Below are 25438 nucleotides of genomic sequence, written 5' to 3'. Positions count from 1 at the left end.
TTACTTGGTCTCCTCGGTACGGGCGGAAGCGGTGGTGACGGCGGGCTCGGCGCCGCCGAGCAGCAGATAGAGGACGGCCATCCGGATCGACACGCCGTTGGCGACCTGCTCGACGACCGTGCAGCGGTCGGAGTCGGCGACCTCGGCGGTGATCTCCATGCCCCGGTTCATCGGTCCGGGGTGCATGACGACGGCGTGCGCGGGCATCCGGGCCATCCGGTCGGCGTCGAGGCCGTAGCGGCGGGAGTACTCACGCTCGGTGGGGAAGAAGGCCGCGTTCATCCGCTCGCTCTGGACCCGGAGCATCATCACGGCGTCGGAGTCGGGGAGCACCGCGTCCAGGTCGTAGGAGACGTCGCAGGGCCAGCTCTCGACGCCGACGGGGACCAGCGTGGGCGGAGCGACGAGGGTGACGTGCGCGCCGAGGGTGTTCAGCAGCAGGACGTTGGAGCGGGCGACCCGGCTGTGCAGGATGTCGCCGACGACGGTGATCCGGCGGCCGTCGAGGTCGCGGCCGAGGCCGGTGTCGCGGCCGACGAGCCTGCGGCGCACGGTGAAGGCGTCCAGCAGGGCCTGGGTGGGGTGTTCGTGGGTGCCGTCGCCCGCGTTGACGACCGCGCCGTCGATCCAGCCGGAGTTCGCCAGCCGGTAGGGCGCGCCGGAGGCGTGGTGGCGGATGACGACGGCGTCGGCGCCCATGGCCTCCAGGGTGAGCGCGGTGTCCTTGAGGGACTCGCCCTTGGAGACCGAGGAGCCCTTGGCGGAGAAGTTGATGACGTCGGCGGAGAGGCGCTTGGCGGCGGCCTCGAAGGAGATCCGGGTCCGGGTCGAGTCCTCGAAGAAGAGGTTGACGACGGTGCGGCCGCGGAGGGTGGGCAGCTTCTTGATCGGCCGGTCGGCGACGCGGGCCATCTCCTCGGCGGTGTCGAGGATGAGGACGGCGTCGTCACGGGTGAGGTCGGCGGCCGAGATGAGGTGGCGCTTCATCGAGGGGCTCCGATGTGTCGGGGAGAGGGCTCGCGGGGGCGGCCGCCGGGGTCCCTGCGCGGGGCGCTGGGGCATGCGGGCGCGCGGGACCCGCCGGGCGGCGGGGCCGGAGGGTCGGGGGGTGCTACTGCTCGCCGGCGGGGGCGGGGGCCGGCTCGCGGATCCCGAGCAGCACGGTGTCGCGGCCGTCCTCCTCGGCGAGCTGGACCTTGACGGCCTCCCGCAGCGAGGTGGGGAGGTTCTTGCCCACGTAGTCGGCGCGGATGGGGAGTTCGCGGTGGCCCCGGTCGACCAGGACGGCGAGCTGTACGGCGCGGGGGCGGCCGATGTCGCCGAGCGCGTCGAGGGCGGCGCGGATGGTGCGGCCGGAGAAGAGGACGTCGTCGACGAGGACGACGAGCCGTCCGTCGACGCCTTCGCCGGGGATCTCGGTGCGGGCGAGCGCGCGGGCGGGCCGCAGACGGAGGTCGTCCCGGTACATCGTGATGTCGAGGGAGCCGACCGGCGTCGGACGGCCGGTGATCTCCTCCAGCTTGGCGGCGAGCCGGCGGGCGAGATAGACGCCGCGGGTCGGGATGCCGAGCAGGACCACGTCGTCGGCGCCCTTGGCGCGCTCGACGATCTCGTGGGCGATACGGGTCAGTACCCGCGCGATGTCGGGGGCCTCGAGAACGGGCCGGGCCACATCGGAGCTGTGCGTGTCCATATGAAACGGACCTCCTTCTCCGCCTCACGGGACGGACCTTAAAGGACGTCTAATTTGCGTCGCCACCGTACCAGGGCCCGAGAGGCCGCCCGGCCGCCCCCCTGGCAGAATCCCGGAGCGGGAGCACCGCCCGGAAGCCGTCCCGATCATGACAAGAGACCGGTCCGGACCATTCGGCTTGACGCATCCAAGTAACGCTGCGTAACCTCACAGTGAGTTACCAGACTTCGTCCGGGGAGCTATATGTCCAGCGAATACGCAAAACAGCTCGGGGCCAAGCTCCGCGCGATCCGCACCCAGCAGGGGCTGTCCCTCCACGGCGTGGAAGAGAAGTCCCAGGGCCGCTGGAAGGCCGTGGTGGTCGGTTCGTACGAGCGCGGCGACCGTGCCGTGACCGTGCAGCGTCTGGCCGAGCTGGCGGACTTCTACGGCGTTCCGGTCCAGGAGCTGCTTCCCGGCACCACGCCGGGCGGGGCCGCCGAGCCGCCGCCGAAGCTCGTTCTGGACCTGGAGCGGCTGGCCCATGTGCCGGCCGAGAAGGCGGGCCCGCTCCAGCGCTACGCCGCCACGATCCAGTCCCAGCGCGGTGACTACAACGGCAAGGTGCTGTCGATCCGCCAGGACGACCTGCGCACCCTGGCCGTCATCTACGACCAGTCCCCGTCGGTCCTGACCGAGCAGCTGATCAGCTGGGGCGTGCTGGACGCGGACGCGCGGCGCGCGGTCTCCCACGAGGAGAGCTGAGTCCACTCCCGAGGCTGAATTCCGTCTCCGCCAGGATTGCGGAGAAACGTCACATCAGAAGGGCGGACCCGCCTGTAGCGGGTTCGCCCTTCCGTGCGTCCGGGGCCGGGACGCGGCGGCGGGGCCGTGGCGCGGTCTCGCGCGTGCGCGCGCCCGCGAGGGGGCTGACCGCCGTTCTGCGCGCTCCGCGTCACCGTCGGGGCACCGGGCTCGCACAGCCGTCCGACAGGGCGCGAGCGGGGCGTATGGGGCCCCTGAGGGAGCCGGGGCGGCAGGCGCTCCCGGCGGCGGACCGGACGCGGACCCGGTCGCGGGCACAGCTCGGCGGCCCGGACGGACGGGGAGACGGGCGAGGAGACGGACGGCGGCGGCGGGCGGGGAGACGGACGGCGGCGGGCCCGGAGCGGGCGACTCTCGTCACCGCTCCGGGCCCGCCGAGGCCACTCGCCCGCCGTCCGCTACTCGCGGCGCAGGTTGGGCTTGAGCTCCTTGAAGCGGCCGAGCATGCCGTTCACGAAGGAGGGCGACTCGTCGGTGGAGAACTCCTTGGCGAGCTGCACCGCTTCGTCGATCACCACCGCGTCCGGCGTCTCGTCCACCCACACCAGCTCATAGGCTCCGAGGCGGATGATGTTCCGGTCCACGACGGGCATCCGGTCGAGCTCCCAGTCGACCGCGTACGTGGAGATCAGGTCGTCGATCCGGGCCGCGTACCGCGCGTACCCCTCGACCAGCTCCATCGTGTACTCGGTCACCGGGGGCTGCCGGGTGTCGGTCCGTGAGTGGCGGATCCAGTCGGCGAGGACCGTCTGCACGGTCGCACCGCGCTGGTCGGCCTCGAAGAGGATCTGGAAGGCGCGCTTACGGGCCTTGTTGCGGGCGGCCACGGTTAGCTGTTCACCCGGCTGAGGTAGTCGCCGGAACGCGTGTCGACCTTGATCTTCTCACCGGTGGTGATGAAGAGCGGGACCTGCACGGTGAAGCCCGTCTCCAGCGTCGCGGGCTTGGTGCCCCCGGTGGAGCGGTCGCCCTGGACACCGGGCTCGGTCTCCTGGATGACCAGCTCGACGGCGGCCGGCAGCTCGACGTAGAGCACCTCGCCCTCGTGCGTGGCGACGGTGGCCGTGAAGCCCTCAATCAGGAAGTTCGCGGAGTCGCCGACGGCGGGGCGCGCGACATGCAGCTGGTCGTACGTCTGCATGTCCATGAAGACGAAGTAGTCGCCGTCCATGTACGAGAACTGCATGTCGCGGCGGTCGACGGTGGCCGTCTCGACCTTCACGCCGGCGTTGAACGTCTTGTCGACGATCTTGCCGGAGAGCACGTTCTTGAGCTTGGTGCGCACAAAGGCCGGGCCCTTGCCGGGCTTGACGTGCTGGAACTCGACGACGGACCAGAGCTGGTCGTTGTCGAGCTTGAGCACCATGCCGTTCTTGAGGTCGTTCGTGGAAGCCACGGTTGCGGAATCTCCTGGACTGACGCTGGTGGACGACCGGGGGCTACGACGGTGCGCGCTAGAGCGCGAGCAGCTCCTTGGTCGTGATGGTGAGTAGCTCGGGTCCGCCGTCCGCCTCCTGGCGCACGACGAGCGTGTCATCGATCCGGACCCCGCCCCGGCCCGGGAGGTGGACCCCCGGTTCGACGGTGACCGGCACGCAAGCGTCCAGTTTACCCATGGCGGCCGGGGCCAACTGCGGGTCCTCGTCGATTTCGAGGCCCACACCGTGCCCGGTGAGGGGTGCGAGGCCCTCTCCGTGGCCCGCGGCGCTCAGGATCTGGCGGGCCGCGTGGTCCACGTCGCGGTACGCCGCCCCGGGCGCCAGGGCCTCCCGGGCGGCCCGCTGCGCGGCGAAGACCAGGTCGTACAGCTCGATCTGCCAGTCCGCCGGGGAGGTGCCGATCACAAAGGTACGACCGATCTCACAGCGGTAGCCGCGGTAGTCCGCGCCGACGCAGACGGAGAGGAAATCGCCCTCCTCGACCCGGCGGTCGGTGGGGTGGTGGCCCCGGCGGCCGGAATTGGGTCCGGTGGCGACGGAGGTGGGGAAGGCCGGGCCGTCGGCCCCGTGGTCGATCAGCCGCCGCTCCAGCTCCAGGGCGAGATGGCGCTCGGTGCGGCCGACGAGGATCGACTCCAGCAGTTCGCCCAGCGCCTGGTCGGTGATCTCGGCGGCGATCCGCAGACAGGCGATCTCCTCCTCGTCCTTGACGATGCGCAGCTGCTCCACGGCGAGGCCCAGGTCCGCGAGGCGCAGCCGGGGCGCGACGGAGCGCACCGCCCGGTGGCGGGCGACGGTGAGGTGGTGCTCCTCGACGGCGAGCGACGACTCCCCCGCCGTACGGGCCAGCTCGGCGGCGGCGACGGCGGGATCGCCCCCGGAGGCGGGCAGCACCGTCAGCCGCAGCCCCTCGTCGGGGCGGCCGCCCGCCGTGTCGCCTGCGGAGGTGCGGGGGCACAGCAGAACGTCCTCGGCGGGACCGAGCAGCAGGACCGCCCCGGGGGGCGCGCCGCCGGCGAGATAGCGCACATTGGCGGGCCGGGAGACGAGGGCCCCGGCGCCGCCGGTGGCGGCACACCGGTCGCGCAGCCGGTCACGGCGGACCCCATACACCTCAGACATGCCCCGATCGTACGAGCGGGCGGGCCGCTCGGCCCGGTCAGCGCGTCCGACCGGGGGTGTGCCCGGCCGGGCCGGGCGCGCGGGCTACCAGGCCGGGGGGCTCGCGACGGCGCGGGAGAGGACGTCGTCGAGGACGCGGGCGGTGGTCTCGACGTCGTACGCCGAGTTGTCGATGATCGGCAGGCCCGATCCGTACCAGCCCGCCATGCGGCCGTGGATGGACGCCACCTCCTCGTCGGAGAGTCTGCGATTGCCGCTGCGCTCCGCGTTCCGCTCCAGGACGATCTCCAGTCCGGGCAGCAGGACGACGGGCAGCAGTCCGGGGCCCACATGGCGCTTCCAGCCGCCGAGGCCGACGACGGGGCGGTCGGGGAAGACCGCGTCGTCGAGGATGCAGGAGATTCCGTTGGCCAGGAAATTGCGCGCGGCGAAGCCGCAGGTGCGGCGGGCGAGGCGGTACTGGGCCTCGGAGTGGTCGTTCCAGCCGGACTGGGGGTCGGCGAAGCCGGAGCAGACCCATTCGCGGACGTCGTCGAGGCTGATGTGGGCGGTGGGGACGCGGCGGCGGGTCGCCCAGTGCCGGGCCACGGTCGTCTTGCCCGCGCCGGCCGGGCCGATCAGCAGGACGGCGAGCGGGGCGGTGCCGGAGCCGTTGTCCGCGCGGGGGGCGGGGAGCGGGACCGGGCCGCCCGGGGGCAGCCGTACCTGGCCCGTGCCGTCGCCCGGGGGCGGTCCGGCGGGCGGGGTCCAGCCGGGGGGCGCTCCGGCGGCCGGAGGGGACTGAGGCTGCGGGGGCGGTGGCTGTGGGGGGCCCGGGGGCGGGCCGGGCGGGCCGCCGCCGTGCGTCCATCCGGCCGATCCGTGCCCCGGTCCGTGGGGCGGCGGCAGCGGGGCCCCCACTGCGTGCTGCATCCGGTGCCACTCCGTCTCGTACGGCTGACGCTGGTCAGGCGGAAACTCGGCTGTCATTGCCCTCGAACGGTACCCTCCGGGCGCGCCGTGAATCTCCGCCGATCCCGGCCCCCGCCCGGAGAACGCACGGCCCCGCCCCGAAGTGCCCGCGGGATCCGGCCCCGGCGGACCGCCTCGCGGGACGATCCGCCGGGAGGACGCCCCGGTGCCCGGCCGCCCGGACCGGGAGGCCGCCCCGGCGCCCGGACCGGAGCGGAGGCGACGCCCGGACCGGGAGCCGAGGCGGCGCCCGGACCGGGAGCCGAGGCGGCGCTCAGGCCGAGAGTTCCTCGGCGAGGGCGCGCAGGGCCAGCCGGTAGGAGCCGATGCCGAAGCCCGCGACGGTGCCGCTGGCGACGGCGGCGACCACCGAGGTGTGGCGGAAGGTCTCCCGGGTGTACGGGTTGGAGATGTGCACCTCGATCAGGGGCGCGGTGCGCTGGGCCGCCGCGTCCCGCATCCCGTACGAGTAGTGCGTGAAGGCCCCGGGGTTGAGCACCACCGGAATCGAGCCGTCCGCCGCCTCGTGGAGCCAGCGGATCAGCTCGCCCTCGTCATTGGTCTCGCGGACGTCCACGTCCAGACCCAGCTCCCGGCCGAGCGCCTGGCAGCTCTCCACCAGACCGGCGTAGGAGGTCGCGCCGTAGACGTCGGGCTCCCGGGAGCCGAGCCGGCCCAGATTGGGGCCGTTGAGGACCAGTACCCGGCGGGTCACGCCGAGACCTCCCCGTACGCGGCGAGCAGGACGGCCGGGTCGGGGCCCTCCAGCACGGTGGGCCTGGCCACGCCGTCCAGGACGATGAAGCGCAGCAGGTTCCCGCGCGACTTCTTGTCGACCTTCATGGTCTCCAGCAGCTTGGGCCACTGGTCGCCCCGGTAGGTCAGCGGCAGTCCGACCGACTCCAGGACGGCGCGGTGCCGGTCGGCGGTCGCGTCGTCCAGCCGTCCGGCCAGCCGGCCCAGCTCCGCCGCGAAGACCATGCCGACGGAGACGGCCGCGCCGTGCCGCCACTTGTAGCGCTCGTTCTTCTCGATGGCGTGGGCGAGGGTGTGCCCGTAGTTGAGGATCTCGCGCCGGCCGGACTCCTTGAGATCGCCCGAGACGACCTCGGCCTTCACCCGGATGGAGCGGACCATCAGCTCGGTGGTGTGCTGCCCGGCCGGGGAGCGGGCTCCCTCGGGGTCGGCCTCGATCAGGTCCAGGATCACCGGGTCGGCGATGAAACCGGACTTGATGATCTCGGCGAGACCGCTGACGTAGTCGTTGACCGGCAGCGAGTCGAGGGCGGCGAGGTCGCAGAGGACTCCGGCGGGCGGGTGGAAGGCGCCCACGAGGTTCTTGCCCTCGGCGGTGTTGATGCCGGTCTTGCCGCCGACGGCCGCGTCGACCATGCCGAGCACCGTGGTCGGGACCGCGATCCAGCGCACCCCGCGCAGCCAGGTGGCCGCGACGAAGCCCGCGAGGTCGGTGGTGGCCCCGCCGCCGACGCCGACGATGACGTCGGTCCGGGTGAAGCCCGTCTGGCCGAGCGCCTTCCAGCAGTACGCGGCGACCTCGGCGGTCTTGGACTCCTCCGCGTTCGGCAGCTGGATCGCGATGGCCTCGTATCCCTGGGACGCCAGATCCTCGCGGATCGCCTCCCCGGTGTCGGCCAGCGCCTCCGGGTGGAGCACGGCCACCCGCTGGGCCCGGCCGATCAGCCCCGGAAGCTCGCCGAGGAGCTGCCGGCCCACCAGCACCTCGTACGGGTCGGTGCCTTCCGTGCCCGCGACCTGGACTCGGGTCACTGACTGCTCGGTCATGCGTCGTTCAGCTCCAAAGCGTCGAGGACCGCCTGGGCGACCTCTTCGGGGGTGCGTTCATCGGTGGCCACGGTCACCCGGGCCACCTCGGTGTACAGCGGGCGGCGGGCGTCCATCAGCTCCCGCCACTGGCGGCGCGGATTGACGGCGAGCAGCGGACGGGCCTGGTTGAGACCGGTGCGCCGGACCGCCTCCTCCACCTCCAGGGAGAGATAGACCACGGTCAGCCCCTTCAGCAGGGCGCGGGTCGACTCGTCCAGGATCGCGCCGCCGCCGAGGGCGAGCACGCCGGTGTGCCCGGCGACCGCCTCCCGTACGGCGTCGCGCTCCAGCTCACGGAAGCGGGCCTCGCCCTCGTCCACGAAGAGGTCCGCGATCTCGCGGCCCTGGGCGGCGACGATGTCCCCGTCGGTGTCCCGGTAGGGCACCCCCAGCCGCTGGGCGAGCAGCTCGCCCACGGTCGACTTGCCGGATCCCATGGGCCCGACCAGGACGATCACCGGAACGCTCACCGGATGTTCAGATTCTCGAGGTACGAGGTGACATTGCGGCGGGTCTCGGTGACGCTGTCGCCGCCGAACTTCTCGGCGACGGCGTCGGCGAGCACCAGGGCGACCATGGCCTCGGCGACGATGCCGGCGGCGGGCACGGCGGCGACGTCGGAGCGCTGGTGGTGGGCGGCCGCGGCCTCGCCGGTGGTGATGTCGACGGTGGCCAGCGCCTTGGGCACGGTCGCGATGGGCTTCATCGCGGCGCGCACGCGGAGCAGCTCGCCGGTGGACATGCCGCCCTCGGTGCCGCCGGAGCGGCCGGAGGTGCGGCGCAGTCCGTCGTCGGTGGCGACGATCTCGTCGTGCGCCCGGGAGCCGGGGACGCGGGCCAGCTCGAAGCCGTCGCCGAGTTCGACGCCCTTGATGGCCTGGATGCCCATGAGGGCGGCGGCGAGGCGGGCGTCGAGCCTGCGGTCCCAGTGGACGTGCGAGCCGAGGCCGACCGGGACGCCGTAGGCGAGGACCTCGACCACTCCGCCGAGGGTGTCGCCGTCCTTGTGGGCCTGGTCGATCTCCGCGACCATCGCCCGGCTCGCGTCCTCGTCGAGGCAGCGGACCGGGTCGGCGTCGAGCTTCTCCACGTCGGCGGGGGTGGGCAGGACGCCGTAGGGGGCCTTGGCGCCGGCCAGCTCGACCACGTGGGAGACGATCTCGATGCCGGCCGTCTCCTTGAGGTAGGAGCGGGCGACCGCGCCGAGCGCGACCCGGGCCGCGGTCTCCCGGGCGCTGGCGCGCTCCAGGATCGGACGGGCCTCGTCCAGGTGGTACTTCTGCATCCCGGCGAGGTCGGCGTGGCCGGGCCGGGGCCGGGTGAGCGGGGCGTTACGGGCGAGCGCCGCCAGCTCGTCGGGGTCGACGGGGTCGGCCGCCATGACCTTCTCCCACTTCGGCCACTCGGTGTTGCCGACCATGACCGCCACCGGGGACCCCATGGTCAGGCCGTGGCGTACGCCGCCGATGAAGGTCACCTCGTCGCGCTCGAACTTCATCCGCGCGCCCCGCCCGTAGCCGAGCCGACGCCGCGCGAGGTGGTCCGCCACCATCTCGGTGGTGATGGGCACACCGGCGGGAAGACCCTCCAGCGTCGCCACCAGTGCGGGTCCGTGGGACTCCCCCGCCGTCAGCCAACGCAACCTGCTCAACGGTGCTCCTCTGCTCGCGCCTCCACATGCAATGGCGCGACCGGGTGCGCGGCCCTGGCCCGCCTGGGTCGATCCTCCCATGTCCGGCGGGGTGCGCGGCTCTGAGGTCCAGCTGCCGGACGGCGGCGCGGCGGCCCGTGCCGTCAGCTCCCGCCCGGTCGCGGGGCGCGGGCACCGGGGGAATCCGCGCCTCCGGGGGCGCGGGGCGAGGGCGTCGCGGGCCGGGGGAACGGCCGGGGCGCGTAGGCGCCGAGGTAGTCCGCGCCGCTCAGGCCGTCGGTGCCGGGGGCCGGGCGGACGGACCGGTCCGCGCGCCGGGCGGCGAGCCGGCTCCGCAGCGCGCGCACCCCCACGACCGCGACGACCAGGGCCGTCAGGGCGAGCGCGGGGATCTCCAGCCAGTCGGGCAGAAAGGCGGTGATCACCTCGACGACGTCGAGAATCCTGCTCACCGCCGCCGCCCGCGGCTGCCCGGTGTCCATTCCCGCCCCCGTCACCCCGTGGTCAACACCGGTAATTCTACCGGGATTCGAGCGCCCGTTCGCCTGCCGCCCGCATCACGGCGAGCGGCGCCGGGGAGCGCCCGGTGACTTGCTCGACCTGGAGCACCGCCTGGTGGACCAGGAGGTCCAGCCCGCTGACGACGGCTCCGCCGCGCGCCGACCAGGCCCCGGCGAGGGCGGTGGGCCAGGGGTGGTAGAGCACGTCGAAGAGGGTGCCGGGCCGCTCGGGGACCCGCGCCGCCAGGGCGTCGGTGGATCCGGCCGGGGTGGTGGCGACGACCAGGGGCGCGTTCAGGGCCTCGGCCGCGTCGGCCCAGTCGGCGGTACGCACCCGGACGCCGAGCCGCTCGCCCCAGCCGCGCATCTCGGCCGCCCGGGCCTCGCTGCGGACATAGGCGGTGACCGGTCCCTCGCAGATCCGGGAGAGCGCGGCGAGCGCGGAGGACGCGGTGGCCCCGGCGCCGAGCACGGCGGCGCTCTCGACCGTGCCGACGCCGCGCTCGCGCAGGGCGGCGAGCATCCCGGGGATGTCGGTGTTGTCGCCGAGCCGGCGGCCGTCCGGGGTGAGGACGACGCTGTTCACGGCCTCCACCGAGGCCGCGATCCCGGTGACCTGGTCGAGGAGCGGGATGACGGCACGCTTCAGGGGCATGGTCAGCGACAGCCCGGCCCAGGAGGAGTCCAGCTTGTCGAGGAAGGCGGGCAGCTCCTCCTCGGTCACCTCGTGCCGGTCGTACGTCCATCCGTCGAGGCCCAGCGCCGCGTAGGCGGCGCGGTGGAGCACCGGGGAGAGCGAGTGCGCGATGGGCGATCCGAGTACCGCGGCGCGGTGTGCCGCCTTCGGCCCGGTGTGCTCATCCGACGCCCGATTCATTGAACTTTTCCTTCAGCTCCAGGAATTCGTCATGCGTTTTGGCGAATTCCGTCTTGTTCATTCCGTCCGTGGCCACGAAATACATCCAGCCGTCGGACGTCGGGCTGAGCGCTGCTTCCAGCGCTTCGATTCCGGGGTTTCCGATGGGTCCGGGGGTGAGACCCTCGTGGTAATAGGTGTTGTACAGGTCCGGATTGCTCTTGATCTCGGACTCGCTGATCTTGATCTCGCTCTGGCCCTGCAAGTAGTTGAAGGCGGAGTCGAATTGGATCTTCCGGTTGGTCTCGGTGTTGTCCGGCTTGAGGCGGTTGTAGATGACCTCGGCCATCTTCCGGAAGTCGTCGTCCGTCTTGCCCTCGGCCTGCACCAGACTCGCCGCCGTGATGAGCTGCCACGGTCCGTCGAGTTTGAGTTTCCTGGCCTCGGCCTCCAGATCGATACGGCCGTATTCCTGGTTGGCGCGGGCGACCATCTTACGGAGGACCTTCTCCGGCTTGGTGCCCTTGGCGACCGGATAGCTGGCCGGGAAGAGGAATCCCTCCAGCGGGTCCTTGAGGTTGGGGCGGCCCTTCGCCCAGTCGGGCAGCCCGAGGTCCTTGGCCTGCTCCTGGGCGACCTTCTTGGTCGAGCCCGACTCCAGCCCGAGCCTGGTGTCGATCTGCTCGTACACCCAGGCGTTCCGCTTGCCCTCGGGGATGATCAGGGCGCTGCGGCTGGCCGGGCTGAGCATCAGCTTCACCGCGCTCGCCGCCGACATCTCCTTCTTCAGGGTGTACACGCCCGCCTGGATCGACTTGCCCTGGGGGTTGTTGCCCTGCGCGGAGACGAAGGCGTCGACGCTCTTGACGACGCCCGCCTTCTTGAGCACCTGGCCGATGGCGAAGCCGGCGGAGTGCGGGGGGATCTCGACCTGGACGGTGCCGCTGCCCGCGCCGGAGTAGTCGGGGGCCTCGCCGAACTTGCCCTGCCAGAACTGGTAGCCGAAGTAGGAGACGCCGCCGAGGCCGCCCACCAGGACCACGGCGACGACGAGACAGGCGATGCCGTTGCGGCCCTTCTTCTGCTTCTTGGTCCGGCCGCCGCGACCGTCCCGGCCGTCGCCGCCGGACCGCCGGGAGCCGCCCGGCTCGGGGTCCGCGTCGCCGGAGCCGTCGTCACCGGTGAAGAAGGGGTGCTTCTCGGCCTCCGGCTCCGCCTCCCAGTCGTGCTCGCCCTCGGCGGCGGGCTCGGGCTCGGCGGGCCGGCGGGCGGGGGGCTCGGGCGGCGGATAGGCGTCGGGCGTCCCGTAGAGATCGGGCGTCTCGGCCTGGTACGGGGCGCTCTGGGCGGGGTCGTAGGCCAGCCCGGTCTGCTGCGCGGCGTCCCACCCGCCGGCGGCGTACTGGTGCTCGGTGTACTGCTGCTGGTACGGGTCCTGCTGCGAGCCGTCGCCGTACTGCTGCTGAGGCTGCTGGGCGTGCTGCCGGCCCTGCGCCTGCTGGTGGCCCTGCTGCGGCTGCTGGGCCTGGTGGCCCTGGGCCTGCTGCTGGTGCTGGACCTGCTGCTGCTCGTGTTGCTGCTGGTACTGCTGCTGCTCGTGCTGCGGGACGGCTCCGTACTGCTGTTCGCCGTAGGAGTGGCCGTCGTGGGGCTGACCGGCGGCGTACTGCTGGTTCGCGTAACCCTGCTGGTACGGGTCCCCCTGCACGGCTTCGTACCCCTGCTGCGGCTGCTGGGCCTGCTGCGTGCCGTGGGCGGTGTTCCGGCCGTCCGGGGCCTGGTGACCTGTCCACCCCTGGTCCCCGTACAACGGGTCCTCCGGATGCCACGGTGCGGAGCCTGGGCCCCGTCCATATTCAGTCATCGTTCCCCAAACAGCCGCGAGGGGGCCGGACGGTCCGCCTCTACGTTGTGCGGCGGCTGTTCGAACACCGCCGCATCGCGCGGAACGTTACCGTATCGCGATCAGACAACCACTTCGACGGACTCGCCGGGCGGCGCCCCAGACGCCCGCTCGGACTCCAGAGCGTTCTGAAGGATCACCACAGCGGCAGCCTGGTCGATCACAGAGCGGCCCTTTTTGGACTTCACGCCCGAGGCGCGGAGCCCCTGGGCCGCCGTTACTGTGGTCATCCTCTCGTCCATGAGCCGGACCGGCACCGGGGCGATGCCCCGGGCCAGCTCCTGGGTGAACGCACGGATCTTGAGGGCCGCCGGGCCCTCCCCGCCGCTGAGCGAGCGGGGCAGCCCGACCACGACCTCCAGCGGCTCGTACTCCTCGACGAGCTGCCGCAGCCGCCGGTGGGCGGCCGGGACATCGCGCCCCGGCACGGTCTCCACCGGGGTGGCGAGGACCCCGTCGGGGTCGCACGAGGCGACCCCGATCCGGGCGTCCCCGACGTCGAGCGCGAGACGGCGTCCTCGTCTCACGAGTGATCGGCCACCAGTCGCTCCACGGCGGCGATGGCGTCGCCGACGGCCTCCGCGTTCTGACCGCCGCCCTGGGCGACGTCCGGCTTGCCGCCACCGCCGCCGCCGAGGGTCTTGGCGGCGGCGCGCACCAGGTCACCGGCCTTGAGACCGCGCTCGCGCCCGGCCTCGTTGGTGGCGATGACGGTCAGCGGACGGCCGCCCGCCACGGTGAACAGGGCGACGACGGCCGGCCGGCCGGCGGGGATGCGGCCGCGGACGTCGAGGACCAGCTTGCGCAGATCGTCGGCCGAGGTGCCGTCCGGCACCTGCCCGGTGACCAGGGCGACCCCGCGGACGTCCCGGGCGCCCTCGGCGAGCCCGGCGGCGGCCTGGAGGACCTTCTCCGCGCGGAACCGCTCGATCTCCTTCTCGGCGTCCTTCAGCTTGGCGAGCATGCCGGAGATCTTCTCGGGCAGCTCCTCCGGACGGCCCTTGACCAGCTCCTGGAGCTGGGCGACGACCGTGTGCTCCTTGGCGAGGAAGTTGTACGCGTCGACGCCCACCAGGGCCTCGATCCGGCGCACGCCGGAGCCGATCGACGACTCGCCGAGCAGCTTCACCAGGCCCAGCTGGGCGGTGTTGCCGACATGGGTGCCGCCGCACAGCTCCTTGGAGAAGTCGCCGATGGTGACGACCCGGACCCGCTCGCCGTACTTCTCGCCGAACTCGGCGATGGCGCCCTGCTTCTTGGCGTCGTCGATGGACATGACCTCGGCCTGGACGTCCAGCTCCCGGGAGAGGACCTCGTTGATCCGCTGCTCGACATCGGTGAGGACCGTGCCGGGCACGGCCGAGGGCGCGCCGAAGTCGAAGCGGAAGCGGCCGGGCGAGTTCTCCGAACCGGCCTGGGCGGCGGTGGGGCCGAGCGCGTCGCGCAGCGCCTGGTGGGTCAGATGGGTGGCGCTGTGGGCGCGGGCGATGGCCCGGCGGCGCTTGTCGTCGATGGCCGCGTAGGCGGAGGCGCCGACGGTGACCTCGCCGACCTGCACCGATCCCTTGTGCACGGAGACGCCGGGCACCGGCTGCTGGACGTCGCGCACCTGGATGACGGCGCCCGAGTCGAGCTTGATACGGCCCTGGTCGGCGAGCTGGCCGCCGCCCTCGGCGTAGAAGGGGGTGCGGTCGAGGACGACCTCGATCTCGTCGCCCTCGGAGGCGGCGGGCGAGGGCACTCCGTCGACCAGCAGGCCCACGATGGTGGTCTCGCCCTCGAGGGAGGTGTAGCCGGTGAACTCGGTGGCGCCGGAGGCGTCGGCGACCTCGCGGTAGGCGGAGAGGTCGGCGTGGCCGGTCTTCTTGGCCCGGGCGTCGGCCTTGGCCTTGTCGCGCTGCTCGGTCATCAGCCGGCGGAAGCCGTCCTCGTCGACGCTCAGGCCCTGCTCGGAGGCGATCTCCAGGGTGAGGTCGATCGGGAAGCCCCAGGTGTCGTGGAGCAGGAAGGCCTTGTCGCCGGCGAGCACCTTGCCGCCGCCGGCCTTGGTGTCGGTGATGGCGGTGTCGAGCACATTGGTGCCGGCGTTGAGGGTCTTGAGGAAGCGGGCCTCCTCGGCCAGCGCCACGCCCTCGATCCGCTTCCGGTCGGTGATCAGTTCGGGGTACTGGACGCCCATGGTCGAGATGACGGCGTCGGCCAGCTCGGCGACGACCGGCCCGGTGGCCCCGAGGAGGCGCATGTTGCGGATGGCGCGGCGCATGATGCGGCGCAGCACATAGCCGCGGCCCTCGTTGCCGGGGGTGACTCCGTCGCCGATGAGCATCACGGAGGTGCGGATGTGGTCCGCCACCACGCGCAGGGAGACGTCGGTGCCGTGCTCGGCGCCGTAGCGCACGCCGGTCAGCTCGGTGGCCCGGTCCATGACGACCCGCAGGGTGTCGGTCTCGTACATGTTCTGTACGCCCTGGAGGATCATGGCGAGGCGTTCGAGGCCGAGGCCGGTGTCGATGTTCTTCGACGGCAGCTCGCCGAGGATGGGGAAGTCCTCCTTGCCCTCGCCCGGACCGCGCTCGTACTGCATGAAGACCAGGTTCCAGATCTCCACATAGCGCTCGTCGTTGACGGCGGGGCCGCCCTCTTCGCCGAACTCGGGGCCCCGGTCGTAGTTGATCTCGGAGCAGGGGCCGCAGGGGCCGGGGACGCCCATGGACCAGAAGTTGGGGCCCATGCCCAGGCGCTGGATGCGCTCGGCGGGGACGCCGATGACGTCGCGCCAGATCTGCTCGGCCTCGTCGTCCTCCTTGTAGACCGTGATCCACAGGCGCTCGGGGTCGAGGCCGTAGCCGCCGTCGGCCTGGGAGCCGGTGAGCAGCTCCCAGGCGAGCTTGATGGCGCCTTCCTTGAAGTAGTCGCCGAAGGAGAAGTTGCCGCACATCTGGAAGAAGGTGCCGTGGCGGGTGGTCTTGCCGACCTCTTCGATGTCCGGGGTGCGGACGCACTTCTGCACGCTGGTGGCGCGCGGGGCGGGCGGCTTGGCCTCGCCGAGGAAGTAGGGCTTGAAGGGGACCATGCCCGCGGGGACCAGCAGCAGAGTCGGGTCGTCCGCGATGAGCGACGCCGAAGGCACGACGGCGTGCCCGCGCTCCTCGAAGAAGCTCAGCCAGCGGCGGCGGATTTCAGCCGACTCCATCAGTGGTCCTCATTCCGGTTGTACGAGTGGTAGGAGCGCGTGTCGATCACGCGTGCGGGGCGTTCGATCGCGGGGCGGTGGCGCTGCGCGGGCAGTCCGGGGTCGGGCGGGGTGTTCGTACCGAGCACTTCGCCCAACTCCTCCTCGCGCTGGATCATTCCGGCCCGGACGTCGAGCGCGAAGTCCTTGAGGCGGTGACCCGCGTCGAGGGCCTTGTTCGCGGCGGTCGCCGCGAGGCTCTCGGGGGTCAGTTGCTGAAGCTTGCGGTTGACCTTGGTGGTGGCCCAGACCCCGGCGGCGGCGCCCGCGGTGAACCAGAAGGTGCGGCGGAACATGGTGTGTCAGCCCTTCCTGCCCCAACGGCCGCGTTCGCCCCGGGGGCGTGGCGCGGCACGGCCGACGACCACCGTGCGGCGGGACGGCTCCCGCTCGCGGGGGGTGTCGTCACCCGTGCGGCCCATCGCCCGGCGTACGCCGTAGCCGAAGGCGGCGACCTTGACCAGCGGGCCTCCGAAGGTGGAGGCGACGGTCGTGGAGAGCGCGGAGGCGTTGGAGGTGACCTCCTGGACGTCTGTCGCGATCGCGTCGACCTTTTCGAGCTGGGTCTGCGCGGAGCGGACCGTCGCGGACGCGTCCGAGAGCAGCGGGACGGCCTGTTCGGTCACCTCGGCCACGAGCCGGGTGGTCGCCCTGAGCGTCTGCGCCAGCCTCACCAGCACCACGGCCAGGAACGAGACCAGGATCGCCCAGAAGACGGCCACCAGGATCCCGGCAACCTCTCCACCGGTCACACCGCACCGCTCTCTGCTTGTCGCTGGATATCCGAGAAATCGTCTTCCGAGCCTATCGCGCCCGGGGTCGCGTCCCGAACCCGATTACGCCCCTTCCGGGCCGGGCCGGATCCGGGTCAGCAGACGCGAGAGCCCGCCGGCTCCGCCGCCACGGGGGCGGGGATACGGCGGGCTGAAGCGCGATGTCGTACCGCGCCCGGATCAGCGGGCGTAGTACTCGACGACGAGCTGCTCGTCGCAGATCACGGGGACTTCCTTGCGGTTCGGGTCGCGGTCCAGGCGGAAGGCCAGGGCCTTCAGGTTCACCTGGAGGTAGCGCGGGGTCTCACCGTCGGCGGCGAAGCCACCCTCGCGGGCCACCTGGAACAGGGGCTTCTCGCGGGAGCGCTCGCGGACCATCACGACGTCGTCGGGACGGACGCGGAAGGACGGCTTGTCGACCTTGCCGCCGTTGACCTCGATGTGGCCGTGGACGACCATCTGGCGGGCCTGGTAGATGGTGCGGGCGATGCCCGAACGCAGGACCAGGGCGTCGAGACGGCGCTCCAGCTCGATGACCAGCGCCTCGCCGGTCTTGCCCTCGGCCTTGCGGGCGCGGTCGTAGGCACGGACCATCTGGCGCTCGCTGATGTCGTACTGGGCGCGCAGACGCTGCTTCTCCAGCAGACGGACCTTGTAGTCCGAGTTCTGCTTGCGGCCACGGCCGTGCTCGCCCGGCGGGTAGGGGCGGGCCTCGAAGTACTTGACCGCCTTCGGCGTCAGCGCGATGCCGAGCGCACGAGACTTCTTGACCTTGGGACGCGACTGGTTAGGCACGTTCTCCAGACCTCCGTTGTAGGTTAGGTTAGGCTCACCTTACTCAAGGAGATCGCATGTCTCGCCCGGGGAACACCAAACGCATCACGGACAGCGCAAAAGAAGCCGACGTTGCTCAGCAGAGCGTCGAGGCGACGGAGGTCCGATCAGCTCATGGTCAGCCGCGTCCCAGCGGACTTGAAATCGATCGGATGCCGTCAGCAGCCGAACGCACACGAACTCTCGTACAGAGTACATGCTCCGCGGTACTGCTCATTCCCGGCGTGGAGGCCGCCCGCCCGGAGCAGCTGACTCCGCAGGCCCGCGTGGTGAGCCCGGACGGAGAGGTCTTCCTGCTCTTCCCCGCGGACTCGCCGGCCGTCCGGGCCGCCACCCACGCCCAGGACGACGAGCTGGCCGCCGTGCTGGAGGTCACCGATGTGGCGCCGGTCTCGGTGCCCCACCGGATCCGTGGCCGGGCCTGGGTCTCCGGCTGGCTGACCTGCGTCCCGGGCCTCGCCGAGCCGGGCGGGATGATGATCCGGCTGGAAGTGGGCGAGATCCATGTGGACGATCTGTGGGGCGCGACCGCCGTCGAGCCCGAGGACTTCGCGCGGGCCTCGGTGGATCCGCTCGTCGCCCACGAGACGGAGCTGCTCCAGCATCTGCACTCGGCCCACGGCGACCAGCTCCAGGAGCTGTGCGCCCTGCTCGGGGAGCGCGCCGACGCCGCGCTCGCCGAGGGCCGGACCCGGCCGAGGGCGGTGCCGCTGGCGCTGGACCGGTTCGGGCTGCGGGTGCGGTTCGTCGGGGAGCGGTGCTTCGACGCGCGCTTCGACTTCCCCGAGCCGGTGCGGGACGTCACCGAGCTGCGGCAGGCGATGCACACCCTCTTCGAGGCGGCCGCCCACTGAGGCCGCCCGCGTCATCGGACCGCCCGCGGCGGCACCGGGCCCGTCGCGGCGCCGACCATCGCGGCGCCGGGCCCGCCGCCGGCCGGTCTCAGCCCGCCGGATCGCCGGCCGGTCCGGATCTGCCGAGCCGCTCCCTGACCTTCTCCACCACATCCGCGTACCGCGCCTCGGCGCCGTAGCGCGTCGGCTCGTAGTACCGCTTGCCGTGGATCGCGTCCGGCGCGTACTGCTGGGCGGCGATCGCGCCCGGCACGTCGTGCGGATAGACATAGCCCTGGGCGTGTCCGAGCTTGGCCGCGCCCTTGTAGTGCCCGTCCCGCAGATGGGCCGGGACCGGGCCCGCGAGCCCCGCGCGCACATCGGCGAGCGCCGCGCCTATCGCCGTGGTCGCCGTGTTCGACTTGGGGGCGAGCGCCAGCGCGATGGTGGCGTGGCTGAGGGTGAGCGCGGCCTCCGGGAAGCCGATCATGGCCACGGCCTGGGCCGCCGCCACCGCGGTGGGCAGCGCGGCGGGGTCGGCGAGACCGATGTCCTCGCTCGCCGAGATCATCAGCCGGCGGGCGATGAAGCGCGGGTCCTCCCCCGCGTCGATCATGCGGGCCAGATAGTGCAGCGCGGCGTCGACGTCGGAGCCCCGGATGGACTTGATCAGGGCGCTGGCCACGTCGTAGTGCTGGTCGCCGTCCCGGTCGTAGGTCACGGCCGCGCGGTCGACCGTCTCCTCCACCGTCTCCAGGGAGATCTCCGTCTCGCCCTTGTCGAGGGCCGCGCCCGCGGCGGCCTCCAGGGCGGTCAGGGCCCGCCGGGCGTCGCCGCCCGCGATCCGCAGCAGATGCGCCTCCGCGTCCTCGGCCAGGCCGACGGCCGAGCGGAGGCCCCGGTCCCCGGTGAGCGCCCGGCGGAGCAGGTCCCTGAGGTCGTCGTCGGTCAGCGACTCCAGCGTGAGCAGCAGCGAGCGGGAGAGCAGCGGGGAGATCACCGAGAAGTAGGGATTCTCGGTGGTGGCGGCGATCAGCGTCACCCAGCGGTTCTCCACGGCGGGGAGCAGGGAGTCCTGCTGGGCCTTGGAGAAGCGGTGGATCTCGTCGAGGAAGAGGAGGGTCTCCTTGCCGTACCCGCCGGAGGCCCGGCGGGCGCCGTCGATGACCGTCCGCACCTCCTTGACGCCGGAGGTGATGGCGGACAGCTCGACGAAGCGCTTGTCGGTCGCCTGGGAGACCACATACGCCAGGGTCGTCTTGCCGATCCCGGGCGGGCCCCAGAGGATCACCGAGGAGGCTCCGGCCGGGCCGCCCCCGCCGCCGCTCTCGCCGACGAGCCGGCGCAGCGGCGATCCGGGCTTGAGCAGATGGCGCTGGCCGACGACCTCGTCCAGGGTGCGCGGGCGCATCCGGACGGCCAGGGGGCTGCTGGACGGGTCCTTCTCCTGGCGCTCTTCGGCGGCGGCGGTGAAAAGATCGGGCTCCACGCTCTGAAGCCTAAGGCAGCCCACTGACAGTGCCCCCGGAGCGGGGCTCCGGGGGCACTGCCGAGGGCTTGCGGGCGGCGGGTCTCAGCCGGTCCAGAAGTCCCACCAGCGGGTCAGGACGAGCATCCCGATGATGCCGATCCACAGCACCGGCGGCATCCAGTGGAACTCCAGGAGCACTCCGCGCAGCCCCTCGGGGACCTTGATGATCCGGTGCCGGACGTTGTGGACCGTGACGTAGCAGAACATCACGATCGTGGCGACCCAGGCCAGCGAGCACCAGAGACAGAGCGCGTTGATGTTGTACAGCGACTGGTACATCAGCCACATGCAGAATCCGGCGCCGAACGCGGTGCCCGCGTTCAGCCCCAGCCAGTACCAGCGCTTGAAGCGGGCGCCCGCGAGCAGGGCGACCCCGATGGCGATCACCATGGAGTAGGTGATCAGGCCCAGCATCGGGTTGGGGAACCCGAAGACGGCCGCCTGGTCGCTCTTCATGATGTTGCCGCAGGAGACCACCGGGTTGAGGCTGCACCCCGGGGTGAAGTTCGGGTCCTCCAGCAGTTTGAACTTGTCCAGGGTGATGACCCACGCGGCCAGCAGTCCGGCGGCGCCCGTGATCATCAACAGCCAGGCCAGGGGGCGGCTGCCGCCGACCGTGCCCCGGTCGCCGTCCGCGCCCACCCGGTCGCCGGATTTCACGTCGTCTGCCGCTGCTGTCGTCATATCGCCGTTTCCATTGCTCAGTGGCCTGCACGGGAAGGGGCCATTCTGCCGCACCCGTCTGTGCGTCCTCGGTCGCCGAGTCCAGGATGCCCGTGCTCCCGCCGCCGGGAAAAGGGCCGGTCGGCGGTCCGAAAGGCCCCTCGCGGGCGGAGGGGCCCCGGTCGGCGGGGCGCGGGGGCGGCGCGGCCGCCGACCGGAAACCGTCCGCGGCCGTCCTGAAACAACGTCACACGGCAGCGTGACCGGACGGGCCGCCGGTTGACCCGCCGCCCAGCCGGGCGGTCAGCTCGGCGACGACGTCCGACACCAAAATCGCGTTCTGCTCGCCCGTCTCCATGTCCTTGAGCTGCACGACGCCCTCGGCCAGATCGCGCTCGCCGGCCACGAGGGTGTACCGGGCGCCGCTGCGGTTCGCGACCTTCATCGCGCCCTTGAGCCCCCGGCCGCCGTAGGCGAAGTCGGTGGCGACGCCCTCCTTGCGCAGCCGGGTGACGATCCCGAACAGCACCCGGCGGGCCTCGTCGCCCAGCGGGACCGCGAAGACGCTGGTCGCCGCCGGGATGTCCAGCTCGACGCCCTCGGCACGCAGCGCCAGCACCGTACGGTCCACCCCGAGGGCCCAGCCGACCGAGGGCAGCGCGGGGCCGCCCAGCATCTCGGACAGTCCGTCGTAGCGGCCGCCGCCGCCCACCGCGGACTGCGAGCCCAGACCGTCGTGGACGAATTCGAAGGTCGTCCGCGTGTAGTAGTCGAGGCCGCGCACCAGCTTCTCGTCGTCCTCGAAGAGGACGCCCTCGGCGGTCAGCAGCTCCCGTACCCGCGCGTGGTACTCGCGGCAGGCGTCGCAGAGATAGTCGCGCAGCGACGGCGCGCCCACGAGCTGCTTCCGCACCTCGGGCCGCTTGTCGTCCAGGACCCGCAGCGGATTGATCTCGATCCGGCGGCGGGTCTCCTCGTCCAGGTCGAGACCGCGCAGAAAGCCCTGGAGCGCCTCGCGGTAGACGGGACGGCACTCCTGGTCGCCCAGCGAGTTCAGCAGGATGCGGAACTCGCGCAGCCCCAGCGAGCGGTACGCCTGGTCGGCCAGGATGATCAGCTCGGCGTCGAGCGCCGGGTCCTCGGCGCCGATCGCCTCCGCGCCCACCTGCGAGAAGTGGCGGTAGCGGCCCTTCTGCGGCTTCTCGTAGCGGTAGTACGAACCCGAGTACCAGAGCTTGACGGGCAGCACGCCCTGCTTGTGGAGATTGGCCTCCAGGGCGGCGCGCAGGACGGAGGCGGTGCCCTCGGGGCGCAGGGCGAGCCGGCTGCCGCCCTTGGTCTCGAAGGCGTACATCTCCTTGCTCACGATGTCGGTGGACTCGCCGACGCCTCGGGCGAAGAGTTCGACGCTCTCGAATCCGGGCGTCTCGACATAGCCGTACCCGGAGTTCCGCAGCGGTGCGGCGATCGCCTCGCGGACGGCCAGATAGGTGGCCGAGTCGGGGGGCAGCAGGTCATAGGTGCCCCGGGGGGCCTGAAAGGTGCTCACAGCGTTTCTCTCGTCACATTCCTCGTCGGGGGGCGCGGGGGCTCCCGAGGCCGGCGGCGACGTCCCTGAGGTGGGGATTGGTCGTGCGCTCGCGGCCGATGGTCGTCTGGGGACCGTGTCCCGACAGCACCACGGTGGAGTCGTCCAGCGGCAGGCACACACGTGCCAGCGACCGGAGCATCTCGGCGTGGTCGCCGCCGGGCAGGTCGGTGCGTCCGATGGAGCCGGCGAACAGCAGATCGCCCGAGAAGAAGACCGGCGGAACGTCCGCGGCCTCGGGCATGCCGAAGGTCACCGACCCCTTGGTATGGCCGGGCGCGTGCGACACGGTCAGCTGCAGACCGGCCAGATCCAGCCGGGCGCCGTCGGTCAGCTCATGCACGTCGGACGGCTCCCCCACGGTCAGCTCGCCCATGAGCCGGGCGCCGAGGGAGCGCCCCAGCGCCTTCTCGGGGTCGCTCATCATGTAGCGGTCGGCGGGGTGGATCCACGCGGGTACGTCATGGGCGCCGCAGACGGGCACCACCGAGGCGACATGATCGATGTGGCCGTGGGTCAGCACCACGGCGACGGGCTTGAGCCGGTGCTTGCGCACCGTCTCGGCGACGCCCTCGGCGGCCTGGTGGCCCGGGTCGATGATCACGCACTCCTCGCCGGCGGCGGGGGCGACCAGATAACAATTGGTCCCCCAGGCCCCGGCGGGGAACCCGGCAATAAGCACGATCGTCCTCGGATGTGGTCGCGGAGAGTGGCGGAGCAGGAGTCGGCTCTGTCCGGGATTGCGGCAGAGTCCTGAATTGCAGCAGATCAGAGCCTACCGGCGCTGCTCCGTCCACAGCCAACCCGTATACGGTACGGGCACACGCCACGCAGGACACAGAGGAACGAGGGAGACGACCCGGTGGTCACCAGCGATCAGCGGCGGCGGCAGCTCGCCAGGGAGAAGTTCGAGCGCCAGCAGCAGCGTCGGGCACAGTCCCGCAAGAGGAAGCAGCGGAACACGGTGATCGCCGCGGCGGTCGCCGTGGTGCTGGCAGCCGGAGCGACGGCCTTCGCGACGGGCGCGCTGTCGGGCGACGACGGAGGCGGGAAGAAGAAGGACGATCCGGCCGCGAAGGCGAGCGAGTCCGCGGCCCCGACCCCCTCGGAGGCGAAGAGCCCCGAGCCCAAGATGGCGATCGACGAGAAGTCGCCGTACGCCATGACGCTCACCACCAACCGGGGCCCGGTGAAGATCGCGATGGAGGCGTCCAAGACGCCTCGCACCGTGAACTCCTTCAAGTCGCTCGCGGGCAAGGGCTACTTCGACGGCACCAAGTGTCACCGGCTGACCACGGAGGGCATCTTCGTGCTCCAGTGCGGGGACCCCAAGGGCGACGGATCCGGCGGGCCCGGCTACAACGTCCCGGACGAGAATCTGACCGGGCTGGGCAAGGCCGGCGGGGACGGGACGGTGACGTATCCCGCGGGGACGGTGGCGATGGCCAACACCAACCAGCCCAACACCGGCGGCAGCCAGTTCTTCCTCGTCTACAAGGACACCAAACTGCCGCCCAGCTACACGCCGTTCGGCACGATGGACGCCGCCTCGCTGAAGACGGTGAAGAAGATCGCCGAGGCCGGGGTCACCGGCGGCGCGGCCGACGGACCTCCGAAGTCCGCGGTCACGGTCGAGAAGGCGGCCGTCGCCAAGGGGTGACCGGATGAGGCGGCCGGCCGACGGGCCGGGGAATTTTCGGCCGCGCTGAGTGCGGACAGGCGGGCGACCGGTCGCCTAGATTGGCGTTGTGCAGGGCGGGCGCTGCCCGCCCCCAGGAACTGTGGACGATGCCCGAGGGCCAACCCCTCGCGGGCATCAGGTGGAGGAGGCGCTGTGAGCAGCGACCCGTGGGGCCGTGTCGACGAGACGGGCACCGTGTACGTGCGTACAGCCGATGGCGAGAAGGTCGTCGGATCGTGGCAGGCCGGTACTCCCGAGGAGGCTCTGGCCTATTTCGAGCGCAAGTACGAGGGCTTGGTGGTCGAGATCGGCCTCCTCGAACGGCGGGTGAAGACCACCGACCTGTCGGCGAAGGACGCCCAGGCCGCCATCGACCATCTGCGTCAGCAGGTGGACGAGCATCACGCGGTGGGCGATCTCGAAGCTCTGGCCAAGCGGCTGAACACGCTGGTCGAGACGGTCGACAAGCGTCGCGAGGAGCGCAAGGTCCAGCGGGCCAAGCAGCACGACGAGGCGCGCCAGGCCAAGGAGACGCTGGTCGCCGAGGCGGAGGAGCTGGCGCAGAGCGAGCAGTGGCGGTCGGCGGGCGAGCGGCTCCGGGCGCTGGTCGACACCTGGAAGGGGCTGCCTCGGCTGGACCGGAAGTCGGACGACGAGCTGTGGCACCGGTTCTCGCACGCGCGCTCGGCGTTCTCCAAGCGCCGCAAGGCCCACTTCGCCTCGCTGGACGCCCAGCGCGAGGACGCCCGCAAGGTCAAGGAGCGGCTGGTCGCCGAGGCCGAGTCGCTCTCCGGGTCCACGGACTGGGGTGTCACGGCCGCCCGGTACCGCGAGCTGATGGCGGAGTGGAAGGCGGCGGGCCGGGCGCAGCGCGACGCCGAGGATGATCTGTGGAACCGTTTCCGCGGTGCGCAGGACGTCTTCTTCGCCGCCCGCAGCGGGGTCTTCGCCGAGCGGGACGCCGAGCAGGCGGAGAACCTTCAGCTGAAGGAAGAGCTGGCCGCCGAGGCGGAGAAGCTGGTCCCGGTGACGGATCTGAAGGCCGCCCGGGCCGCCTTCCGCTCGCTCAACGAGCGCTGGGAGGCCGTCGGGCATGTGCCGAGGGACGCGCGTCCCAAGGTCGAGGGCCGGATGCACGCCGTGGAGCGCGCCATTCAGGAGTCCGAGGAGAACGAGTGGCGCCGGACGAACCCTGAGGCGCGGGCGCGTGCCGCGGGGCTCACCGGGCAGCTCCAGGCGGCCGTGGACAAGCTGCGCGGGCAGGTGGACGCCGCGCGGGCCGCGGGGAACAACGCCAAGGCGGACAAGCTGGCGAAGGAGCTGGACGGGCGGCAGGCGCTGCTGGACCAGGCCCTGAAGGGGCTGGAGGAGTTCGGCGGGTAGCGCGGCTCGCGCCGCGGAGGACCCATGAGGGGCCTCGTACCTCCGGGTACGGGGCCCCTCACCGCACCCCGCTCCCGGCCGCGGTTCGGTTCGGCCACCCCACCCCCGGGTCCGTCCTCAATCGCCGGACGGGCTGAATCCGCGCCGCCCCTCGCC

The 25438-nt window shown here is 72.0% G+C and carries 26 protein-coding genes; 4 read left to right on the top strand and 22 right to left on the bottom strand.

Annotation, left to right across the window (positions count from 1 at the left end):
- Together ACF089_RS03875 and pyrR are read right to left on the bottom strand one after the other, a co-directional pair.
- Complete coding sequence (locus tag ACF089_RS03875; protein WP_392021327.1) at window positions 1-987, bottom strand: aspartate carbamoyltransferase catalytic subunit; 987 nt, start codon at window positions 985-987, stop codon at window positions 1-3.
- A gap of 124 nt (window positions 988-1111) precedes the next feature.
- Window positions 1112-1693 (bottom strand): bifunctional pyr operon transcriptional regulator/uracil phosphoribosyltransferase PyrR, encoded by a 582-nt coding sequence (pyrR, locus tag ACF089_RS03870; RefSeq protein WP_392021324.1) that lies wholly within the window; start codon window positions 1691-1693, stop codon window positions 1112-1114.
- A 243-nt stretch (window positions 1694-1936) separates the two neighbouring features.
- On the opposite strand from pyrR, the gene bldD reads away from it, so the two are divergent.
- A complete protein-coding gene (gene bldD, locus ACF089_RS03865) occupies window positions 1937-2437 on the top strand; it encodes a transcriptional regulator BldD (RefSeq protein ID WP_003956405.1) in 501 nt (166 codons plus the stop codon).
- Window positions 2438-2895: 458 nt separating this feature from the next.
- Here the strand turns inward: bldD and nusB are convergent, their stop codons facing one another.
- From nusB to rpsD, 16 genes are all read right to left on the bottom strand, one after another.
- Entirely contained in the window at window positions 2896-3324 is a 429-nt protein-coding gene (gene nusB / locus ACF089_RS03860) for a transcription antitermination factor NusB (RefSeq protein WP_392021321.1), read from the bottom strand.
- Between the two features lie 2 nt (window positions 3325-3326).
- Window positions 3327-3893 carry an elongation factor P gene (gene efp, locus ACF089_RS03855; protein ID WP_392021319.1) on the bottom strand — a complete coding sequence of 189 codons (567 nt, stop codon included), beginning with the start codon at window positions 3891-3893 and terminating at the stop codon, window positions 3327-3329.
- 58 nt (window positions 3894-3951) lie between these two features.
- A complete protein-coding gene (locus tag ACF089_RS03850) occupies window positions 3952-5058 on the bottom strand; it encodes an aminopeptidase P family protein (protein WP_392021316.1) in 1107 nt (368 codons plus the stop codon).
- An 84-nt stretch (window positions 5059-5142) separates the two neighbouring features.
- Window positions 5143-5970: a Pro-rich N-terminal domain-containing protein gene (locus tag ACF089_RS03845; protein ID WP_392021313.1), complete on the bottom strand. Its 828-nt coding sequence runs from the start codon at window positions 5968-5970 to the stop codon at window positions 5143-5145.
- A 313-nt stretch (window positions 5971-6283) separates the two neighbouring features.
- Window positions 6284-6724 (bottom strand): type II 3-dehydroquinate dehydratase, encoded by a 441-nt coding sequence (aroQ, locus tag ACF089_RS03840; protein WP_392021310.1) that lies wholly within the window; start codon window positions 6722-6724, stop codon window positions 6284-6286.
- Complete coding sequence (aroB, locus tag ACF089_RS03835) at window positions 6721-7812, bottom strand: 3-dehydroquinate synthase (RefSeq protein ID WP_392021307.1); 1092 nt, start codon at window positions 7810-7812, stop codon at window positions 6721-6723. The genes aroQ and aroB overlap by 4 nt, the downstream gene beginning before the upstream one ends.
- Entirely contained in the window at window positions 7809-8324 is a 516-nt protein-coding gene (locus ACF089_RS03830; protein WP_392021304.1) for a shikimate kinase, read from the bottom strand. The genes aroB and ACF089_RS03830 overlap by 4 nt, the downstream gene beginning before the upstream one ends.
- On the bottom strand, window positions 8321-9505 hold the full coding sequence (aroC, locus tag ACF089_RS03825) for a chorismate synthase (protein ID WP_392021301.1): 1185 nt from the start codon (window positions 9503-9505) through the stop codon (window positions 8321-8323). The genes ACF089_RS03830 and aroC overlap by 4 nt, the downstream gene beginning before the upstream one ends.
- 143 nt (window positions 9506-9648) lie before the next feature.
- Window positions 9649-9987 carry a hypothetical protein gene (locus ACF089_RS03820; RefSeq protein ID WP_392021298.1) on the bottom strand — a complete coding sequence of 113 codons (339 nt, stop codon included), beginning with the start codon at window positions 9985-9987 and terminating at the stop codon, window positions 9649-9651.
- 37 nt (window positions 9988-10024) lie between these two features.
- Window positions 10025-10882 (bottom strand): shikimate dehydrogenase, encoded by an 858-nt coding sequence (locus ACF089_RS03815; protein ID WP_392021295.1) that lies wholly within the window; start codon window positions 10880-10882, stop codon window positions 10025-10027.
- Complete coding sequence (mltG, locus tag ACF089_RS03810; protein ID WP_392021292.1) at window positions 10863-12725, bottom strand: endolytic transglycosylase MltG; 1863 nt, start codon at window positions 12723-12725, stop codon at window positions 10863-10865. Before mltG ends, ACF089_RS03815 begins: the two co-directional genes overlap by 20 nt.
- A gap of 101 nt (window positions 12726-12826) precedes the next feature.
- Window positions 12827-13291, bottom strand: coding sequence for a Holliday junction resolvase RuvX (gene ruvX, locus ACF089_RS03805; RefSeq protein ID WP_392021289.1), 465 nt, complete (start codon window positions 13289-13291; stop codon window positions 12827-12829).
- Window positions 13288-15957 carry an alanine--tRNA ligase gene (gene alaS, locus ACF089_RS03800; protein WP_392021287.1) on the bottom strand — a complete coding sequence of 890 codons (2670 nt, stop codon included), beginning with the start codon at window positions 15955-15957 and terminating at the stop codon, window positions 13288-13290. Before alaS ends, ruvX begins: the two co-directional genes overlap by 4 nt.
- Window positions 15957-16292: a hypothetical protein gene (locus ACF089_RS03795; RefSeq protein WP_392021284.1), complete on the bottom strand. Its 336-nt coding sequence runs from the start codon at window positions 16290-16292 to the stop codon at window positions 15957-15959. The genes alaS and ACF089_RS03795 overlap by 1 nt, the downstream gene beginning before the upstream one ends.
- Window positions 16293-16298: 6 nt before the next feature.
- Entirely contained in the window at window positions 16299-16748 is a 450-nt protein-coding gene (locus ACF089_RS03790) for a DUF948 domain-containing protein (protein WP_392021281.1), read from the bottom strand.
- Window positions 16749-16949: 201 nt separating this feature from the next.
- Entirely contained in the window at window positions 16950-17564 is a 615-nt protein-coding gene (gene rpsD, locus ACF089_RS03785; protein WP_392021278.1) for a 30S ribosomal protein S4, read from the bottom strand.
- A 191-nt stretch (window positions 17565-17755) separates the two neighbouring features.
- On the opposite strand from rpsD, the gene ACF089_RS03780 reads away from it, so the two are divergent.
- Window positions 17756-18457 (top strand): DUF2470 domain-containing protein, encoded by a 702-nt coding sequence (locus ACF089_RS03780; RefSeq protein ID WP_392021275.1) that lies wholly within the window; start codon window positions 17756-17758, stop codon window positions 18455-18457.
- Window positions 18458-18545: 88 nt separating this feature from the next.
- Here ACF089_RS03780 and ACF089_RS03775 read toward each other — a convergent pair whose 3' ends face one another.
- The 4 genes from ACF089_RS03775 to ACF089_RS03760 all read right to left on the bottom strand — a co-directional run bounded on the left by ACF089_RS03775 (window position 18546) and on the right by ACF089_RS03760 (window position 22900).
- The gene (locus ACF089_RS03775) at window positions 18546-19925 is read right to left on the bottom strand and encodes a replication-associated recombination protein A (RefSeq protein ID WP_392021272.1); all 1380 of its coding nucleotides are present in this window, start codon (window positions 19923-19925) and stop codon (window positions 18546-18548) included.
- An 84-nt stretch (window positions 19926-20009) separates the two neighbouring features.
- Window positions 20010-20651, bottom strand: a complete 642-nt coding sequence (locus ACF089_RS03770) for a vitamin K epoxide reductase family protein (RefSeq protein ID WP_392021269.1) — start codon at window positions 20649-20651, stop codon at window positions 20010-20012.
- A gap of 226 nt (window positions 20652-20877) precedes the next feature.
- The gene (hisS, locus tag ACF089_RS03765; protein WP_392021268.1) at window positions 20878-22179 is read right to left on the bottom strand and encodes a histidine--tRNA ligase; all 1302 of its coding nucleotides are present in this window, start codon (window positions 22177-22179) and stop codon (window positions 20878-20880) included.
- A gap of 13 nt (window positions 22180-22192) precedes the next feature.
- A complete protein-coding gene (locus tag ACF089_RS03760; protein ID WP_392021265.1) occupies window positions 22193-22900 on the bottom strand; it encodes an MBL fold metallo-hydrolase in 708 nt (235 codons plus the stop codon).
- A gap of 180 nt (window positions 22901-23080) precedes the next feature.
- On the opposite strand from ACF089_RS03760, the gene ACF089_RS03755 reads away from it, so the two are divergent.
- Both ACF089_RS03755 and ACF089_RS03750 read left to right on the top strand, forming a co-directional pair.
- On the top strand, window positions 23081-23878 hold the full coding sequence (locus ACF089_RS03755; protein WP_392021263.1) for a peptidylprolyl isomerase: 798 nt from the start codon (window positions 23081-23083) through the stop codon (window positions 23876-23878).
- A 174-nt stretch (window positions 23879-24052) separates the two neighbouring features.
- A complete protein-coding gene (locus ACF089_RS03750) occupies window positions 24053-25282 on the top strand; it encodes a DUF349 domain-containing protein (RefSeq protein WP_392021260.1) in 1230 nt (409 codons plus the stop codon).
- Window positions 25283-25438 lie beyond the last annotated feature (156 nt).

The organism is Streptomyces sp. NPDC014894 (assembly GCF_043080985.1).
Taxonomy (GTDB): Bacteria; Actinomycetota; Actinomycetes; order Streptomycetales; family Streptomycetaceae; genus Streptomyces.
Note: the sequence above shows the minus strand (reverse complement) of the source record. Positions and strands in the feature narration are given on the sequence as shown.

What these genes read in the sequence shown, in the direction of transcription:
- mltG (WP_392021292.1), bottom strand. Translation starts at nt 12,725, where the DNA reads ATGACTGAATATGGACGGGGCCCAGGCTCCGCACCGTGGCATCCGGAG.
- bldD (WP_003956405.1), top strand. Translation starts at nt 1,937, where the DNA reads ATGTCCAGCGAATACGCAAAACAGCTCGGGGCCAAGCTCCGCGCGATC.
- ACF089_RS03875 (WP_392021327.1), bottom strand. Translation starts at nt 987, where the DNA reads ATGAAGCGCCACCTCATCTCGGCCGCCGACCTCACCCGTGACGACGCC.
- pyrR (WP_392021324.1), bottom strand. Translation starts at nt 1,693, where the DNA reads ATGGACACGCACAGCTCCGATGTGGCCCGGCCCGTTCTCGAGGCCCCC.
- ACF089_RS03845 (WP_392021313.1), bottom strand. Translation starts at nt 5,970, where the DNA reads ATGCAGCACGCAGTGGGGGCCCCGCTGCCGCCGCCCCACGGACCGGGG.
- alaS (WP_392021287.1), bottom strand. Translation starts at nt 15,957, where the DNA reads ATGGAGTCGGCTGAAATCCGCCGCCGCTGGCTGAGCTTCTTCGAGGAG.
- ACF089_RS03795 (WP_392021284.1), bottom strand. Translation starts at nt 16,292, where the DNA reads ATGTTCCGCCGCACCTTCTGGTTCACCGCGGGCGCCGCCGCCGGGGTC.
- aroB (WP_392021307.1), bottom strand. Translation starts at nt 7,812, where the DNA reads ATGACCGAGCAGTCAGTGACCCGAGTCCAGGTCGCGGGCACGGAAGGC.
- ACF089_RS03770 (WP_392021269.1), bottom strand. Translation starts at nt 20,651, where the DNA reads ATGACGACAGCAGCGGCAGACGACGTGAAATCCGGCGACCGGGTGGGC.
- ACF089_RS03815 (WP_392021295.1), bottom strand. Translation starts at nt 10,882, where the DNA reads ATGAATCGGGCGTCGGATGAGCACACCGGGCCGAAGGCGGCACACCGC.
- ACF089_RS03820 (WP_392021298.1), bottom strand. Translation starts at nt 9,987, where the DNA reads ATGGACACCGGGCAGCCGCGGGCGGCGGCGGTGAGCAGGATTCTCGAC.
- ACF089_RS03850 (WP_392021316.1), bottom strand. Translation starts at nt 5,058, where the DNA reads ATGTCTGAGGTGTATGGGGTCCGCCGTGACCGGCTGCGCGACCGGTGT.
- ACF089_RS03780 (WP_392021275.1), top strand. Translation starts at nt 17,756, where the DNA reads ATGCCGTCAGCAGCCGAACGCACACGAACTCTCGTACAGAGTACATGC.